This is a genomic window from Paenibacillus catalpae (assembly GCF_900112695.1).
Taxonomy (GTDB): domain Bacteria; phylum Bacillota; class Bacilli; order Paenibacillales; family Paenibacillaceae; genus Pristimantibacillus; species Pristimantibacillus catalpae.
On the sequence record NZ_FOMT01000001.1, the window covers coordinates 239,731 to 257,476 of the forward strand.

Genomic DNA, 17,746 nt, shown 5'->3' on the forward strand with positions numbered 1-17,746 from the left:
ATTTATTTGCAAATGCATATGAGGCGCAAGACGATAAGCAAGGCTGCTTTGGCGGCAATCGTGGCGGCGGGTTTACTCGCGGGCTGCAGCTCCAACTCAAATAACACGACTAATAATAAGACGCCAGATCCTGGTGCCAGTCCAAGTGCAAGCTCGGGAGCAACAACAGAGACAAAAGAAACCAATTCGAAACCGGTGGAGATTACATGGGGGATCCATTTCCAGGCTGCCGGTGTCGTAGAGAATTCCCCGGTGCAGAAATGGCTGGAAGAGAAATTTAATGTAAAGATCAAGCCGGTGAAGGTAACCGATGCAAGCATTGCTTCCGGCGATATTCCGGATATCTTCATGCTGGGGGATCCCGCCAACGTATCCGCGTACCAGAATCAAGGTGTTCTTATGAGCATCGATCCGAACATGCTGAAAGAAAAGATGCCAGAGTACTCAGCGGACATTGAAAAAAACAGCAAGCTGTTCCAAACGGTTACCTTTAATGATCAGCTGTGGGCGATTCCGATGTTCATCGACTTGAAGCCTTATGATCTGGCTATGCTGTGGCGCAAGGATTGGCTGGATAATGTCGGCATAACGAAGGTTCCGCAGACACTGGATGAATTCGAGCAGGCGGTATACGCATTCGCGCAGAAGGATCCGGACAAGAACGGCAAACCGGATACGTACGGCTTGACGGGGACAGCAACCTCCACCTGGTCATCCGGGTTTTATTCGATATTTGGAGCGTTTGGCGTAGAACCAACAATGTGGCAAGAGAAAAACGGGGAGATCGTCAACGGATCGGTCATGCCGGAGACGAAGGAAGCTTTGGCTAAGCTCCGGCAATGGTATGCAGACGGGGTTATTGACCCTGAATTTATTACCGATACCCAGGATTCCTACCGTAAGAAGCTCTACAATAACCGGATTGGTGTCATTGAAGAGCAAATTGCTAAAGGCGCGCTTCCGGACTCCGGGACCGTAACGGAGATGAAGTCTTTAAATCCGGATTCAGACCTCGTGTTTGCGAAAAATCCGAAGGGCCCGGGTGGTGACGGCTCATGGGATTGGGGAGTAAAAAGCAATTTTGTCGTTATCGGCAGCAAGGTGAAAGACCAACCCGAGAAGCTGGAGAAGCTGTTTGAAATCTTGCGTGCAGAGAGCACGGACGAGGAAACCATCAATATGACGAGCCTTGGGGTAAAAGGTACGCATTGGGACTTTGCGGAAAGCGGAGCGGCTGCGGGAGCAACCAAGTTCCTGACCAGCTTCGAGAAGCAGGAGCAGCGGGATCAAGAGGGAATCCGTCTCTTCTCGCTTGGCAACATTACGACGCAAGCGTACCGCGAGAAGTATTCCAATCCGAAGCTGAACGAAGCGATTAAGACGTATTCGTCTGCTCCAAATCGGACAGATGCCCTGCTGTTCTCGGTATTGCCTTCCGACGGAAAATACAAAAGCGATCTGACCTCGCTGATGCAGAAGTATTTCGCCCAGATCATCAGCGGCGAGATTCCACTTGATGATTTCGATAAGTTTGTATCGGAATGGAAGGCGAGAGGCGGAGATGAATTAACCAAGGAAGCCAACGAGATGTATCAGGCGCAATTCAAAAACTAACCGATTCCGCTGACACGCAAGGGCTGGTTACAGTTCTTGCGTGCGGGGCGGCTAAGGGTGCAAGGACGTGTAGCATGAAAACCATACGCAGGCACGGCGAGCTTCTCTCGTTATTTCTGTTTGCTTTTCTGTTTTTCTTTATCTTTAAATACGGTCCGCTATATGGCGTAATCATTGCTTTCAAGGATTTCCGCGTAGTCGACGGCATAATGGGAAGTCCTTGGGTGGGACTGCAGCATTTTCAAGAGCTGTTCACAAACAGCGACTTTTATCGTCTTCTGAAAAACACCCTTCTTCTGAATCTATATCTGCTTCTTTTTGCTTTCCCCGCTCCAATCATTCTCGCGCTGCTGCTTAACGAGGTGCGGTCCCGGTATTTCCAGCGCTTTATTCAGATGACGATGTATTTGCCCCATTTCGTGTCGTGGGTAATCATGTCGGGGCTTATCATTTACTTCCTGTCGCCAACGACCGGCGTCCTGGCTGAAATTGTGGGGTGGTTTGGGGGAGATCCCGTTTTCTATATGGGGAAGAAAGAGTATTTCCGGCCTATTGTTGTCATATCCGCAATCCTGAAGGATTTGGGCTGGGGCTCCATCATCTACTTTGCCGCCTTGACGGGAATAAATCCGGAGCTGCAGGAGTCTGCCATCATTGACGGCGCGAACCGCTGGCAGCGTATGATCAAGATCAATATCCCTTCGATTATGCCTACTATAGCGATTATGTTTATTTTGAGTCTGGGCGGCTTCTTAAGCGCGAACTTCGAACAAATTATCAATCTGCTTAACCCGGTTACCTACGAAACCGGCGATGTCATCGATACTTATGTCTACAGAGTTGGTCTGCAGCAGTTCCAATACAGCTACACCGCAGCAATAGGTTTGTTCAAATCACTGGTCGGACTTCTGCTAATCCTGAGCGCCAATCTGCTCGTAAGGAAGCTGAGCCGGGGGGAGAGCGGATTATGGTAGGAACAGGAGGAAGCTTATTATGAAGGCCAAAAGATGGCAGGACCGTATTGCCCCCGGCATGATCTATTTCGTGCTGGCATCGCTTGCCTTAATTGTTGTATATCCGTTCATCCACGTCATTGCCGTTTCGTTCAGCGGACGCGGGGAGGCTCTTCGGAGCGGATTTCATTTCATCCCGCGGGATTTCGAGTGGACCGCCTATCGGGAGCTGCTGAATTATCCGTTTATCTGGTCAGGCTATTCGAATACGTTGTTCCGCATGGTAGTGGGCACTGTTCTGACGCTATTGGTTACGGTTTGCGCTGCTTATCCGCTGTCGCGTCCGGATTTTCCAATTAAGCGCTTTTTAATTCTGCTCCTCCTCTTCACCATGATCTTTGATGGCGGTATCGTGCCGAGCTATTTATTAATGAAGGAGCTGCATTTGCTCAATTCTCTTTGGGTGTATGTGCTTCCTACGGCGGCTAACGCCTTTCAGGTGCTGGTGATGCTTTCCTTCTTCCGGTCTATTCCGGATGCCCTTATTGAAGCAGCCCGAATCGACGGTGCCAGGGATATTCGAATTTTGTTCCGAATCGTGCTGCCGCTCTCTATTCCGCCACTCGTGACAATTGGGTTATGGTCGATGGTGCATCATATCAATGCGTTTATGGATAATCTGCTCTATGTGACCGACCAGTCCAAGTTTGTGCTGCAGCAAGTTATCCGGCAAATCCTGATTGAAAACAAGATAGATCCGTTCACGACGGCAACCAATCTGGTGCCTCCGGCTCCGGAGAGCTTGAAGATGGCTTCCGTTATCGTATGTACGCTGCCTGTGCTTGTCGTGTATCCTTTCTTGCTGAAATACTTCGAGAAAGGAACGATGATCGGATCGGTAAAAGGCTAAAGTGAGGGGAACCGGACGGTTCCCTTTCGATTTGAAAGAAATAAGGAGGAGTAGATGAGGCATGAAGAGAAAAATGATGATGGTTTTATGGCTTATAACCATAATCTGGAGCGGTATGCCGGCGGGGGGAGTGCAGGCGGCGGAATCCGAAAGTTCCAGCCAAAGTTCCGGCACTGTCTTTTACGTATCACCAAATGGAAGCGATTCCAATTCCGGGTCGGAGGAGGCTCCCTTTCTTACCCTGGAGAAGGCGAGAGACGCCATCCGACAGCTGAAGCAAAGCCCGGGGCTGCCTGATGGCGGTGTTACCGTCTATCTGCGAGGAGGAACATACAACCGGACCGGAAGCTTTCTGCTCGAGGAGCAGGACTCAGGCACGGCAGACAAACCGATTACCTATAAGGCCTATCCGGGGGAATCCGTCCGGCTGAGCGGCGGCTTGAACCTGGAGAAGAGCTGGTTTGAGCCTGTAACGGACGAGGCGGTCTTGAACCGGATCATCAGCACGGATGCGAGAACAAAGGTTGTGCAGGTAGACCTCGCGGCGCATGGCATTGCCGATTATGGCGTTATGAGCCGTCATGGCTATTACAAAGCGAACGATGTAAGCCAGACACCTCCTATGGAGCTCTATATCGAAGGCGAAGGCATGACCTTGGCCAGATGGCCTAACAACGGAACGGTCCAGATGGGCGATATTGTTGATCCTGGCCCAACCCGCAAGGATGCCGACCTGCAGACCCGAGGCGGCACCTTCACCTACACTTATGAACGGCCGGAGTTATGGGCGCAGGCGGATGATATTTGGCTGGATGGGATTTTCGGTTATAGCTGGGAATGGTCCTATAACAAAGTCGCTTCCATCGACACCGTGAACAAGACGATCACTTTAGCTTACGGGGAAATGAGCGGCTTGTTCAAAAACTGGTACCCGGACTTTCATTTTGCCCAAAACCTGTTGGAAGAGATCGATATGCCAGGGGAGTACTATATGGACCGCAGTCAAGGCATTCTGTACTTCTTGCCGACAGCTGCTTTTCAAAAGAAAGAAGACCCTGAGGTTACCGTAACGATGCTGAAGACTCCTATGATCAATACGGTTAATGCGTCTTATGTGACCTTCGAGGACTTGATCATGGAGAACGGCCGTGATTCAGCGGCGGTCATTATGGGCGGTGATCATGTCCGGCTGGTGCATTGCGAGATTCGCAACTTTACCGAAGGAGGAGTGCGGATTAATACGCAAAGCCGTTGGCTGTATGATGACTTTGCCAAGGCTTCCGGGGTGAATCATGCCGTCATCAGCACCCATATCCACCATGTAGGAGGAACGGGAGTTATTCTGAACGGAGGCGACAGGCTGACGCTGGAGCCGGGGAATAACGTGGTGGAGAGCAGCCATATCCATGATTTTGCCTATTATCATAAAGCTTATAATCCTGCTGTAATCCTGACCGGGGCGGGCAACCGCATATCCCATAACGAGATTCATGACGCTCCTCACCCGGGTGTTCTTATCTTTGGCAACGATCACGTTGTCGAATATAACAACATTTATGATGTCTGCAAAACGTTCTCGGATCTTGGCGCCATCTATATGAACTTGGGCGCATCCCCTCAGGAGCGGGGAACGGTGATAAGGAGAAACTATTTCCATCATATCGGGGAAGGCAAAGCCGGCGTACAGGGTGTCTACCCGGACAACTTTACGATGGGGCTTACGATTGAAGAAAATATTTTTTACCGGATGGGCAATTCCGCCATTCTGAATAATGGCGGCGCTCATATCCGCACGAGCAATAATCTGTTTATCGACGCCAAGGTTCCTTATGAATATTCGGATATGTATCTGGGCGACGGGCCGGACCAGCAAATTTCTAAAAACTACATGGCTCCGTGGCATGCTCTATTCGACAAATACAATATTTTCGTTGATATGCCGCATTTGACGAAATATCCGGAGCTGGCGGACTTCTTCACGGAGAACCGTTATTATCCGGACACCAATACCTTCAAGAACAATGTCATCTATAATCCAACTAAGACAAGAAGCAGCACAACAAATGCCAACGGGGCTTACGACAAGCTTAATCTGGTTCAGTATGCGAACAACTGGGTCACGAACGGGGATCCGGGATTTGTGAACCTGGCGGGCGGGGATTTGAATCTGAAGGCTGACGCGGAGGTGTTCCAGCAAATCCCGGGTTTTCAAGCCATCCCTTTCAGCGAGATGGGACTGATGGACAAAGCCGGACCATACCTTGCTCCTGACGTTATTCCTGTCGAAGGCGTCGAGCTGTATGATGACAGCCTTACGATCGGGATTGGCAAATCGTATGCCTTGTATTCGGCGGTCCTTCCATGGAACGCAACCAATGCTGCACTTGTGTATACTTCCAGCGATCCCTCTGTTGTGAAGGTGGATGCGGACGGAAAGCTAAAGGGAGTGAATTTGGGCAGCGCAGTCATCACAGCCGTATCCGCAGACAATCCGCTCCTCAAGGACGAGGTTCAGGTGACGGTTGAGGTCGGTGACGGCATTATGGATGATACGAATTTCGAGAATGGCAGGAACAGCTGGCCCACCGATCCGAACCGGAGCATCGTAGAGACGGGCGGAGGCAATCACATGTATAAGCTGCTCAAAGGTGCAACGGCGCTGAACGATAACGACTTCAGCAATTACGAGCTTACATTTAAGCTGAAGACGCCGCCTGTTATTCCGGAGCTGGCTACCTTTTACGTATTCGACAGGTTGAATACAAGTGGCAGCGGAGGGCGGATCGGATACCGGAAGTTCGCGGACGGAACCTCCTCCTGGATTTTGTATAATGCCTCTTGGGCTACGATTAAGCAAAATACGCTGGCATCCCAGGATCTGATGCCCGATACCGTCTATAACATGAAGATTATTGTCAAAGGGCAGGAGATCAGCGTATATGCCGATGGCCGGCTTAAGCTGAAGGCCACCGATCCGACCTATCATCCTTCCGGGAAAGTCGGGTTTTATGCCGGCGGCTTCGACTATCTGTTGTTTGACGATATTCAGTTCAAAGTACCAACGACAGATGTCGCCGGGTTGCTGCTGGATAAGAGCAGTGCAAACATGGTTATAGGCGAACAGCAGCAGCTGCAGGTTCAATTCGATCCCTCGGATGCAGTGGACCGGTCCGTCGCCTGGCATTCTGCTAATCCGGAGATTGCCTCCGTCGATGAAGCGGGTACGGTTACTGCCTTGGCAAAAGGCGAGACTACAATTACGGTCACCTCGGTTGCCAATCCGGCAGCTTCGGCTTCCGTCCGCATTGTGGTATCAGATGTCCTTCTATATACGGATTTCGATTCAGGAGCAAACAGCTGGCCGGTTGATCCGAACCGAAGCATCGTAACCGTGGATGGGAATAAGATGTACCGAGTAGTAACCGGAGCTTCTGCCCTTCATCCGAAGGTATTTACCGACTATGATTTAACCTTCAAGCTGCGAACGCCTGCCGAGATGCCGGCTCAGGGCACCTTCTACATTTATGACCGTTCCGCTTCCGGCACATCAGGCAAGATCGGATACCGGAAATTGGCGGATGGCACATCACAATGGATTTTGTACAATCCGAATTGGACCGTGCTGCAAACGAAAAGCTTTGCCAATCAAGATCTGCAGCCTAATACGGAGTACAACATTCGTGTTCTGGTTGATGGCGCGACCATTCGAGTCTACGTCAACGGCGAATTAAGACTGGACGGTACCGACTCTAATCATCATGCGTCGGGAACGGTAGGCTTCTATGTAGGCGGCTTCAGTGAGTTCTGGTTCGATGACATCAAGTTTACGATGATTGATCGAACGGCTCCCGTAACATCTGCCGTGGCTGCTCCCGTACAATCTGACGGCACGGGAGAATGGCACACCCTTCCCGTAACGGTTGAACTTCATGCCGTGGATACAGGAACTGGCGTAACGGGCACCAAATATAGCTTGGATGACGGAGAGACATGGCTGCCTTATGACGGTAAACTGACGTTCAACGAAGATGGCATGTATTCCGTGCTCTATCATTCGGTTGATGCAGCGGGGAATAGAGAAGACGATAAGGCCCTAACCTTCAAGCTGGATACGACTGCACCTGAGTACTCTATTACGGAACCATCCGAGAGGGCATATGCGGGGACGGACACTCTCAATCTCAACTGGTCGGTCACTGACGAGGTCTCCGGAGTGGATGCCGGGAAGACGGTCGCAATGCTGGATGGTCAGCCGGTACAGCCTGGTGCGGCCATTCCTCTGTATACGCTGGCTCCGGGCACACATACTTTCACTTTATCCGTAAGTGACTTGGCGGGCAATACTCGTGAAAGCACCGTAACCTTCACGACATATACCGATGTAAGCACATTAAAGCAGCTTGTCATCGAGTTCCGCGAGATGAACCGGATTGATAACGAAGGGATCGCTAACGGTCTGATTCAGAAGCTGGACAATGGGAATCTGGAAGCGTTTATTCATCATGTTGAGGCTCAAAGCGGTAAACATATTCAGGCCGAAGCCGCAGATTATCTTTTGCGGAACGCTAATGTCATTTTGCAAGGGGGGGAGTCGGAAGGTTTGGCTTGATGCTGATATAAAATAGGGCTATCTAAAATAGCGGTGTAGGGAAGTTCACCCCTGCACCGCTATTGTTCTTCTATACTTCTATACTCAATGAAGTAGAAGGAGGGTGGTGCATGACTATAGAATTTATTAATGTCATTTAATTAAACACGATTATTAAAGCTTTCAAGGGGAGAAACACGCTAGATGGTCTTATTCTGTTTATTGGCTTTTTTTGTTATTTTTGTCATTGGTTTAGTCGGGGGAGTTCGTAGGAGGACTAAGCAATTCAAGCTTTGGTTTATCTTATCAGCCGCATTTCTTGTTATCACTGTTATATCATCTTATACAGATAGTACTGAAGATGCTCTTACGCAGACAGTCACAGTCACAGCAATAGACGCAGACTGGGTAAAACAAGTTATGGAGATTGCAAACAAGAACGTCAAAGAAACAGAAAAATTCGATGAAGTGTCAGCTCTTGCTCAATCCTATAGGGTGGAAAATGAGAATGAGCTCAAAGATTATGAAAAATATCTTGTAGATGAATTTGAAGCGAGAGAGTATTTAAGGGATATAAAGAACCATGAAAATATGCTGCAAAACACATTTATCGCAACAGTTGTTTGTGAGCATTATAAAGATCAAGAGAATCAGCCGATCCATACATTTGCTTTCAATATCCTACAAAACACAAAATATACCTACCAAAGTGTCGATGCTATAGACAGTGATACTGTAGTTGAAAATGAAGAACAAATGGAAAAAGCTTTAGAGAGAATCAAATAAACAAATTACCATGTTACACAAACGGAACAATTCAAATGTTTCTGTAGTATAAACAAAAAGGCCGTTCCATTGTCATTTTTAAATGACTTATGGCAAGGCCCTTCGTCTATCTAGTTCATAGCAGCTCCGGAAAGACCCAGGCGTAGGACTGAAAATAACCGCTGTTTCGGTTCATGTTGCCGATGATCGGGCGATAGGAGGAGACGAATCGATCATATTCAGGATCCTCGTAAACCCGGGACATCGCTTCGTACAAATCAAGAGGCCAAGAGCGAGGCGTGAGCGGGGAGGGGAAGTTCTGGCCTTGTTCATAGGGCCATTCCTCCGCCCGGCCGTCGGCATAATAAAATAAGGTATCAAGCGCCTGCTTAATGCTTTTCCCTCCTGGAGAGATCCAACGAAACAAGTCTTCGCCGGTAACGTCCAGGATTTGCTTGGCAGCAGCCGTAAGCGGAGCAAGCGCGAAATAATGGTACCAGATCGCATTGGTTCCTCTCGTCGTTTCTTCCGGGATAAATCCGGTGAGAGAAAGGGAAGAGTCGATATGCTCTTTCAGATTTGCGGCTTCTTCGGCAAAGGCGGTTGTATCACCCATGAAGCGGTACAGCAATAATTGGGCATACAAGCTCCAGCTCCACCAGTTGTTCCGGAGCGGGATTTGGTCCCACTCCGGCAAGAGAACCAGTGTTGTCCATTGGACAAACTGCTCTTGCTCCGCTCTTTGCCAGCCTGGATAAGTTTTGATCCACTCCGCGGCTTGAAGGAGGCCTGCTCCCAAATAGGCGGACACAAGCGGGCCGTCCTTGTCGGTGATTTCCCGGTTGACCGCAGCCCAGCCCTGAATCAGCTCCATCGCTTTGTCCGCAAAGACCGTGTTGCCTGTAAGCCGATAAGCCAGCGCCGTCGTGTAAGCAGCTTGAACATCCGTTTCCATAAGCCTTTTGGCCGCCAAGTGGCTGTCCGTATCAAAATAGAAGCCGGGAATATGCCATACGGGAACGGCATGACAGCTGATGGTCAGGCTATCCTTTGCCATGCGAAGAAGTTCGTCTCTAACCGCTGCGTGATTCATAAGAGGCGCTTCCTTTCCTGCCATCTATTTGGGCTCAACTTCATCAAGCGTTAAGCTGTATTTGAGATGCCTCATATAGGTTCCATCCGAGTTTCTGAATACCATACCGAACCGAATATCTTTCTCCATGTCATCCACGATGGCAATCAGACGGTTTATTCCGGCCTTCAGTATAATCTTTTCCTCCGGATCAGGCACATGAGCGCCATTCAGATAGATCTCATAAGAGCTGTTTGTTGTTACAAGGAGCTTGCCATGCTTTTCTTCATATGCAGGATCCAGCAAATAGACAAAACAGCTGAGGAACCATCGCTCTCCGTTCGGATTCGGAATACGGAAGGCTCCATCCTTGCTGCTGCGTTCCTTCTTCTGCATCCAGCCGTATAGTCCTTCCCCCAGGTTGTTCAGAGAGAATTCAGGATCTATATAATAGGCTTTCATAGCTTCGTAATCGACGTAGGGACGGCATGGCATGGCCATAATCTTCTCTACTGCCCACTGATTGTCGCCTTTGCGGGAAGACAGCAGTCCGTCATCGAATGCAGCACCCAGATTAGCCAGCAATCTCGTATACAACCGGATAGACTTGTCGCTTTCCGTCTCCATAAGCAATTGGGAGAATACGCAAAGCCCTTGTCCTGCTTGTGTCTGAAGGACGTAGCATTCTGCGGGCTTTACTTTATCCCGATTCAATTCTACCAGAGCCATTCTGCTATATTCATCCGTATGCTGCCCGATAAAATAATCGTACCATGCCGTTCCTTCCACGCTTGTGCATAAGGCGGCCGCGCCGTCTACCGACAGGCTGTGTGTGCCAAGCGGGCGGTTGACAACATCCCGGAGAGACAGAAAAACCTTGTCGTAGCCAAACAAATCTACCGGACTAAAGCCTTGGACTGCCGGCATGGAGTAATCCGCTTCCAGGTGATAGGTTTCTTGCTCCCGAATAGTGACAGGGAGCCCAACCAGTGTAGTTAAGGCAGACTCATGCCCGACTGTTGAAGGAAGGATAACAAGCCTGCCGCCTTTTTCTGCAAATCTCTGTAATGCTATAACCGATGAGTGATCTGCAAGCAGAGAGGGCTCAGCCACAATCAAGCCATATTCGTCAAGCTGTAGGCTTAATAGATCCTCAAGCAGGTCGAACGCAAGGCCAATGGAATGAAAGAAAGCTTCCGCCTTTCCTCCCGGCACTGCCAATACACCGGTACGGACGGCTGCTACTGTCTCCACACTTCCTGCATAAGCAAGCAAATTACGAAGCAGAAGACAAGCCTGCGGCACGCGATGGAAGTTATCCATCAGCTCCAGCTGATTGGCAATAAAGAGACCGTTCTTGCTCCGGTATTCCAAAAGCGGCGACCACAAATCCCCGCCGTCGCCAAAATCACCGGCGCTGCATTCCAAAATCATAGAGATATTGCCTTTGACGGGCTTCTCGAAGGCAGCCTGCATAATCGGGAGCGGCCCATCCTCACGCAGTTCTTCGTGCCAGAACCTCAAATCATCGTTATCGAGGCCTTGAAGGACAGGATGATCATAATTGCCGGTATGGGCTCTCATGAAGTCTTGCCGTGAGACCGCTAATTGACCAAAGGACAGATGGAGCTGCTCCAGCAGCAGTACCCGGCCGCCGTGGTCGACATAACGGTTAAGGTCTCCTTCAAGCTGACCATCCGGATCCTCCAGCTTGCTGCCAACCACCAGCAGATGTTCGGGGGTCAACTGTCCGATCTGTCCGGGAGAGGTCCGTTCGCATGCCGGAAGCAGTGCGTTGATAATGCGGTAGTCCTGCTCGCCGCCGGTATAAACGACAGGTCTCTTGAGGGCTATCGGCTCGGTCAAGTAGCGGGAAGGATACAGCTTGAAGCCCAGATTCAGTTCATGCACCGGCACGTTATCATGCAGCAATTCCGCATGAAAGTGAAGAGGGGAAACCTCGTCTGCAGGCTCCGGCTTCCACGTAAGGGTTGCCGTTATCCGCTCAGCCGGCCGTTGGACAAACTCCTGTGTCTCTGCATGAATAAGACGACCGGCTTGCCGTACCTCGCAAACCAATCGGGTCTGGTGTGTATATAACGTATCGTTATAGACGTCGAAGCTTCTGATAATCGGCTCATGATCAAAGAAAGAGCGGTTATAATCGGCTGGAATGATCGTAGCGGGCTTGAAGGCAGCTGCAAGCATGTCGAACGACGGGTTTTTCCGGTACGACGGATATTCCTTCGGAAGCAGACCGTTGTTTAAGGTCAGGGAATACCGCGGAATCATCTTTAGCCGCGGCTCCGTTGTACCCCGTTCGTCCCGCTGAAGCGGTATGTCTCGCTCAGGCATGGCTCGCATGAAATAATGGGCGAAGTTGAAGGTGGACAAGCCGGATACCTCTTGGCGCCTTGCGTATTCAATGAACAAACGCTCCTTCTCCGCTAGTCCCTTCGTGCATTCATCCGTATCCCGGTACGCAAGATGCCCGACATACATGCTGCTGTTCTGAGGGCAAATATACCACCAGCCGCCATGCTCGCCAAATACGAGAGGGACCTTGCGATCCCATCCGTCGATGGTTCCGTCAATGTTATAGTGCCGGCTTTCCACCTCGGTAAGTTCTCTTGCGAGAAGGCGGTTATCGCCTTCAAGTATAATCGGGCGGGTAGGATCAAGCTCGCGAATAAGCGTCATCATAGACGGGATATGCTGCTTGTATCCGTCGCGCCCATCCACCCAGCGCATTTCGTTCTGCAGGCTCCACATGATGAGAGAAGGATGATTCTTGTCACGTTCTACCAGTCTGCGAATATGATCCTTGCAATTCGCGATGAACTCGGGATGATCCGCCATCATCGATTTACTGGAGCCGTAGATAGCGGTTTCATCAACGAGCAGCATCCCTTCTTCATCGGCAATATCCAGATAGTAGACGGGATGCGGCTCAGCGTGAAGGCGGATGCAGTTGACTCCGGCTTCTTTGCACATCCGGTACCAGTTCCTCACATACTCCTTTGTTTGCTGAATCCCGCCTTGAAAATGCCAGGAATCGCCGCGCAGGTTAAGGGGAGTACCGTTGAGAAAGAAGCGTGGTCCATCGGTGCTTATTTCCCTGAAGCCGAAACGTTCCTCCAGCCGGTCCAGTCTTTGCTCACCGTCCATAAGCACGAGCTCCAGCGTATAGAGGAAGGGATGATCCGGATTCCACAGCTTGGCGTCTTCCCACGGAAGACGGAAATGGATCTGACTCGACTCCCTATTTTGAATCCATCCTCCAGCAGGGGCTTCCGCAGACAAAACAGGCGACAACAAGCCGCTCTCCCGGACAAACAGCCTAATCTTAAAGGTTCCTGTTTTCTCCGCCATCATGGCCGGAAGGCTGATCTCCGCATGTACATCCAGCCGGCCTTCCCGGACTGACGTGCGAATTGTAACATCTGACAGCGAAACAACCGGCTTGCTTTCCAGATAAACATCCTGCCATATGCCTCTGGCAAGGGCGCCGAACCAAGAGCCGGCAAGGCCGGTTATTTTCGATTGGCCGGAAGACAGCGTGACTTTCTCGAAACTGCCGCAGACGACATGAAGATGATGCGCGGCTCCGGCTTTCACCCGTTCGGTCACCTCTACCCGAAGCGGCAAATAGCCATCCTGCCAAACAGCAATTTGATGATGGTCCAAGTAAATGGCGGCCTTCTGCATAATGCCGTCAAACCTCAGGAAGATGCGCGATTCCTGTTCTGTCATAGCAGCCGGCACCCGGAACACCCGGTGGAGCACTCCCGCATCCGCCCTTGACCATTCCTTCGGGTAACCATATAAATCATAAGGGGAATACCCGTGCTCGGGTATTTCTCCAAAGCTTTTGCCCGATGCACGCATGTAGGAGCTCCTCCAGCTGGAGGGTACCTGAACTTTCTGTTCTTCATAGACTATATCCGCTGGAAGGTCAAACCCCGATTCATTCTCAAACAGGGGCATAAAATCCCAATCGCCATTTAAACTATACGTTGTTCTCATTGTGCATGCTCCTCATCCTAAGCCGTTGTCCTCAAGCCTGGAACAGCAGAGGGATTTCCAGCCATATCAGGGAATTGTCTGTCTCTTCGTCCCACATGATGAAGTGGGGATTCATGGCGGCCATCCAGTCAGCTGGCGTGTGTGCGGTGGAGAGCTTGCCCTTGTAGGACGGAGACTCCATAGTCGCCGGATGTTCGGAATAGAAGAATATGAGATTTTCGTGAAGGGCGATTATCCCGTATTTATCCCCGTCACCGGGACGTTCTTCCTGATATTGATAATGGTAAAAGATATAGCTGGCCACTTGCTCCGGCTTCAGCCGGGCAATTCGGGCAAAAGGCTTTGCCGTATGGTTGTCCCGGCGCCAAGGCTCTTCGCTGACTGGCTGCTGGTAATGGAAAATGTCCATCATCGGTACCCAGTTCCTCGGAATGTCCGCACCGGGCCAAGTCTCAAGACCGGCCTCGCAGCGCTGAAAGAGAGAGTGGGGATCTATTCCTTTTGCCGGGCTTTCGTAATAGAGAAACAGCAGAGAATCCCAGTAAAATAGACTAAGATTCTGAGCGCCTGCTTCCTTCATCTGAGCCTTAAGGCCGGACATAAATCGATCATCGCGGAAATAGACCTCCGGAGCTAACCCTTTACGGCATTGCGCAAGATAGTGATAACGCTGCATAAGCTACCTCCCTTGCCGCTCGTACCAATAACCCGGCACTCCGCGTTCCATTCTCATCAAGGCTTCCAGATAGAAATAATCTCCCCAGATGACATAATCATCGGGCGAAATATCAAGCCTGACCGCATAGGAGCCCCGGTTAATCAGACCTTGAGCATCGGTCTCTCCAGCGGTGGAATAGTTCGCGACAAGGGAAGCAGCGATTCTCCTGGCGGCGCTTGTCAGCCATTCCCGGTCGTTATCTTCCTCCGGAAGCAGAGAGGCAAGCTCGAGCATTCCTGAAGCGGCGATGGCTGCAGCGGAGCTGTCCCGCTTCGTCTCCGGCACTTGAGGCACGTCGAAATCCCAATACACGACACCGTCATCAGGGAGCCGATCCACAAAATAGCGCGCCAATCGTTTGGACGTCTCCATCAGCTCGGGCTGCTGCATATATCGATAAGCCAATGCAAATCCATAGATTCCCCACGCCTGCCCTCTGGTCCAAGTAGAACCGTCCCGACTGCCTTGATGGGTGCCGCCGCGGATAGAGTCACCAGTCTCTAAATCGAAATAAAAGGTATGGTAGGAGGAATCATCTCCGCGGACAAGGAACCGTCGGCTGAGTGCCGTTTGCTGCTCGGCTGCTTGACGGTATCGTTCTTCTCCGGTTTGCTGATAAGCCCAGTGGAGCAAGGGCAGGTTCATCAGGCAATCAATAATGATTCTTCCGCCGTTCTGCGGATCGTCCTTGGGACCCCAAGCCTGCAGCATCCCGGGAATCTCGCGCCATCTCTCCAACAGTATGTCTGCGGCCTGCAGCGTATTCAACCGGGATGTATCGTCTTGTTCCAATATCCATTGGGCCTTGGTAGAGAGGGAATAAAGAAAGCCAATGTCGTGATGATCGAGATTCACCCGGTTCATCAGGCGCTCGCGGAAGCTGTCCACGGTTTTAATGGCGGCATCCCGGTACCTGTCATCCTTGCTGTATTCATAAGACAGCCACAGCATTCCGGTCCAGAAGCCTTCGGTCCAGTCATTGCCCGGAGTCAGCCGATAGATTCGGTTTCCTTGGGTGCTGGTGAGAGGGAACTGGTTTTCAAATCGTTTGATATTATTTGCTACTACGATCAGAGCGTCTTCGATGGCTTGAGCCCACATGTCGGCATCCTCCAGTCCATATTGTCATTTCTGCCTCCATTATATAGCCGGACGGATTATTCCCGGTTGTGCTAAAATATAACTAAATTGCGATTATATCTTGGGGGAGCGGTCGAATTGGCGTCTCATATCGAGCATATGGATCCGGGGCAAAGCAGCTTTTTTCTTGCCTTCCGGGATGAGTGGACGGAGGATCATTTTCTGAAGTTTCACGCGCATCAAGGTGTGGAATTGCTCTTTATCCATGAAGGCGAAGGAGTGGTGGAGGTGGATGGCAGCAGCTACAAGCTTGAGGGCGGATCGTTGTTCTGCTTCCAGCCTTATCAGCTGCACAAGCTGGAGATTCCGGGCCGGAAGGATACCCGGTATATCAGGACCAATCTGACTTTTGACCCGCGCTTCCTGGAGCCCTATCTGGTGCCGCATCCCAAGCTGCAGGCCTTTCTCCGTTTTCTGTCCAGAGGGACAATGCCCGCACCGAAATTCGCATTCGAGGAAAAGCAATTCGCGGCTATCATGGAGTGCCATGCATGGGCGGTCAGGGAGACCGGGGAGGAGCAGGAGGAGGCACGTGTATTATTGCTGATAACCTTGCTTCGTTATCTTCAGCTGTCCGTTATTACGCATGCGGAGCTTCCTTCGGAGGACTGGTCGGTCAAAAAAACCGCCCACATTGAAGCGATTATGGATTGGATCGAGCAATCTTACAGGCAGCGCTTCCATTTGGATGTGTTAGCGGAAGAGCTTCATCTTTCTCCTTACTACGTGTCCCACTTGTTCAAACAATACACCGGGGTATCGCTGACGGATTATGTCACGGTCAGAAGAATTCGCGAAGCTTGCGTGCTGCTCGGGAGCTCTGATCTGTCGGTGCAGCAGATCGCTCGGGAGGTTGGCCGTTTAAGTGCCCCTTATTTCTGCAAGCTGTTCAAAAAACATAAAAGCATGACGCCGCTGGACTACCGGTCGGCGCTGCGTCATACCGCTAAATAGCTTGTCCCTGCCGGCATGGTTAAACCCTGCCCATTCTGCCGGACCGGTATTGCCCCGGAGTGACTCCCGATTGCTTGCGGAATAGCCGTATGAAATAGTTCGTGTTCTCGATTCCCACGTGCTGGCCGATTTCTGCTACGGATAAGGCTGTACGCTCAAGCAGCGATTTGGCCCTTCTGATCTGCAGATCGTGCAAATATTGAAGTGGACTCATCCCTGTATATTTTTTCAGACACCTGGCGAGATAGTCGAAATGGAAATGCAGCGTCTGCTCCATATGCTTCGCGTCAAACGGGCGGGTCATATGCTGCTCTAGATAAGCGATTGCTTGATCGCTCAGCAGTCTGGAGCGGGGAGCATATTGGTTGCGCACGGCCGTTTGCAGCTCAACGAACAGACTTGCCAGCTGCGACTGCAGCAGTAACGAGCTTGCAGGCGATAAGGCATGATGCAGCTCCAGCATCTGCTGCAGGTACGGAAGGATGTCCGGGATATGGATACTCGTAAACTTCGGAATATACATCATCTGCTGATGGGGAGTAAGATCGTCATTGGTCCCTTTGGTAAAAGGAATAGACCATGAAATCTGACCGCTGTCGACCGCCCGGACAGGAGCCTGGTGGGCAAAATGGATCCAATAGATTTCGGTTACTTCCTCGCAGGGGCGATGACCGATATGCATGCGGTTTGGCTCCAGCACAAGCATGCAGCCTTCTTTGATTTCGTAAGGCACATCATCCTCTGTCATATATAAGGTCCCTTTCAGGACAAAGAGCATGTCATACACGTTAAACGACCTTGCAACATGCTGTTGTCCCGGTGTCCAGCAGGAGTGACCAATTGTGAGCAGCTGCGGCAGCGGAGGGATAATCAGTTCAAGACAATGCATGGCCAAGGTCTCCTTTGCACGGTACTGTTGTAATCGCTTACCCGATTGTAGCATGGCTGCTATCCAGAAGGTAGAAAATGTGCTATAAAAAGTCGTTAATGAACCTGTCCGGTCAAG

Annotated in this window: 11 protein-coding genes; 6 read left to right on the forward strand and 5 right to left on the reverse strand. The window is 50.7% G+C overall.

The features are described from left to right. Positions 1-6 precede the first annotated feature (6 nt). The 5 genes from BM200_RS00820 (at position 7) to BM200_RS00840 (ending at position 8,851) form a co-directional block, all read left to right on the forward strand. Positions 7-1,614, forward strand: coding sequence for a type 2 periplasmic-binding domain-containing protein (locus BM200_RS00820; protein ID WP_091180230.1), 1,608 nt, complete (start codon positions 7-9; stop codon positions 1,612-1,614). A 74-nt stretch (positions 1,615-1,688) separates the two neighbouring features. Next, positions 1,689-2,588, forward strand: coding sequence for an ABC transporter permease (locus BM200_RS00825; protein WP_091180232.1), 900 nt, complete (start codon positions 1,689-1,691; stop codon positions 2,586-2,588). Between the two features lie 19 nt (positions 2,589-2,607). Further along, positions 2,608-3,477: a carbohydrate ABC transporter permease gene (locus tag BM200_RS00830; RefSeq protein WP_091180235.1), complete on the forward strand. Its 870-nt coding sequence runs from the start codon at positions 2,608-2,610 to the stop codon at positions 3,475-3,477. 61 nt (positions 3,478-3,538) lie between these two features. Beyond that, positions 3,539-8,086, forward strand: a complete 4,548-nt coding sequence (locus tag BM200_RS00835) for an Ig-like domain-containing protein (protein WP_091180238.1) — start codon at positions 3,539-3,541, stop codon at positions 8,084-8,086. Between the two features lie 183 nt (positions 8,087-8,269). Next, entirely contained in the window at positions 8,270-8,851 is a 582-nt protein-coding gene (locus BM200_RS00840; protein WP_091180240.1) for a hypothetical protein, read from the forward strand. 115 nt (positions 8,852-8,966) lie between these two features. Here BM200_RS00840 and BM200_RS00845 read toward each other — a convergent pair whose 3' ends face one another. The 4 genes from BM200_RS00845 to BM200_RS00860 are packed head-to-tail and all read right to left on the reverse strand — an operon-like array spanning position 8,967 to position 15,747. Further along, positions 8,967-9,923, reverse strand: coding sequence for an alginate lyase family protein (locus BM200_RS00845; RefSeq protein ID WP_175532692.1), 957 nt, complete (start codon positions 9,921-9,923; stop codon positions 8,967-8,969). A 24-nt stretch (positions 9,924-9,947) separates the two neighbouring features. Further along, complete coding sequence (locus BM200_RS00850) at positions 9,948-13,928, reverse strand: glycoside hydrolase family 2 protein (protein ID WP_091180246.1); 3,981 nt, start codon at positions 13,926-13,928, stop codon at positions 9,948-9,950. A gap of 31 nt (positions 13,929-13,959) precedes the next feature. Beyond that, positions 13,960-14,604 carry a hypothetical protein gene (locus tag BM200_RS00855; RefSeq protein ID WP_091180248.1) on the reverse strand — a complete coding sequence of 215 codons (645 nt, stop codon included), beginning with the start codon at positions 14,602-14,604 and terminating at the stop codon, positions 13,960-13,962. 3 nt (positions 14,605-14,607) lie between these two features. Next, a complete protein-coding gene (locus BM200_RS00860) occupies positions 14,608-15,747 on the reverse strand; it encodes a glycoside hydrolase family 88 protein (RefSeq protein ID WP_091180250.1) in 1,140 nt (379 codons plus the stop codon). 117 nt (positions 15,748-15,864) lie between these two features. Between BM200_RS00860 and BM200_RS00865 the strand changes: the two genes are divergently transcribed. Further along, positions 15,865-16,740: an AraC family transcriptional regulator gene (locus BM200_RS00865; protein ID WP_091180252.1), complete on the forward strand. Its 876-nt coding sequence runs from the start codon at positions 15,865-15,867 to the stop codon at positions 16,738-16,740. Positions 16,741-16,759: 19 nt separating this feature from the next. Here the strand turns inward: BM200_RS00865 and BM200_RS00870 are convergent, their stop codons facing one another. Next, positions 16,760-17,629 (reverse strand): helix-turn-helix transcriptional regulator, encoded by an 870-nt coding sequence (locus BM200_RS00870; protein WP_091180254.1) that lies wholly within the window; start codon positions 17,627-17,629, stop codon positions 16,760-16,762. Positions 17,630-17,746: the final 117 nt, after the last annotated feature.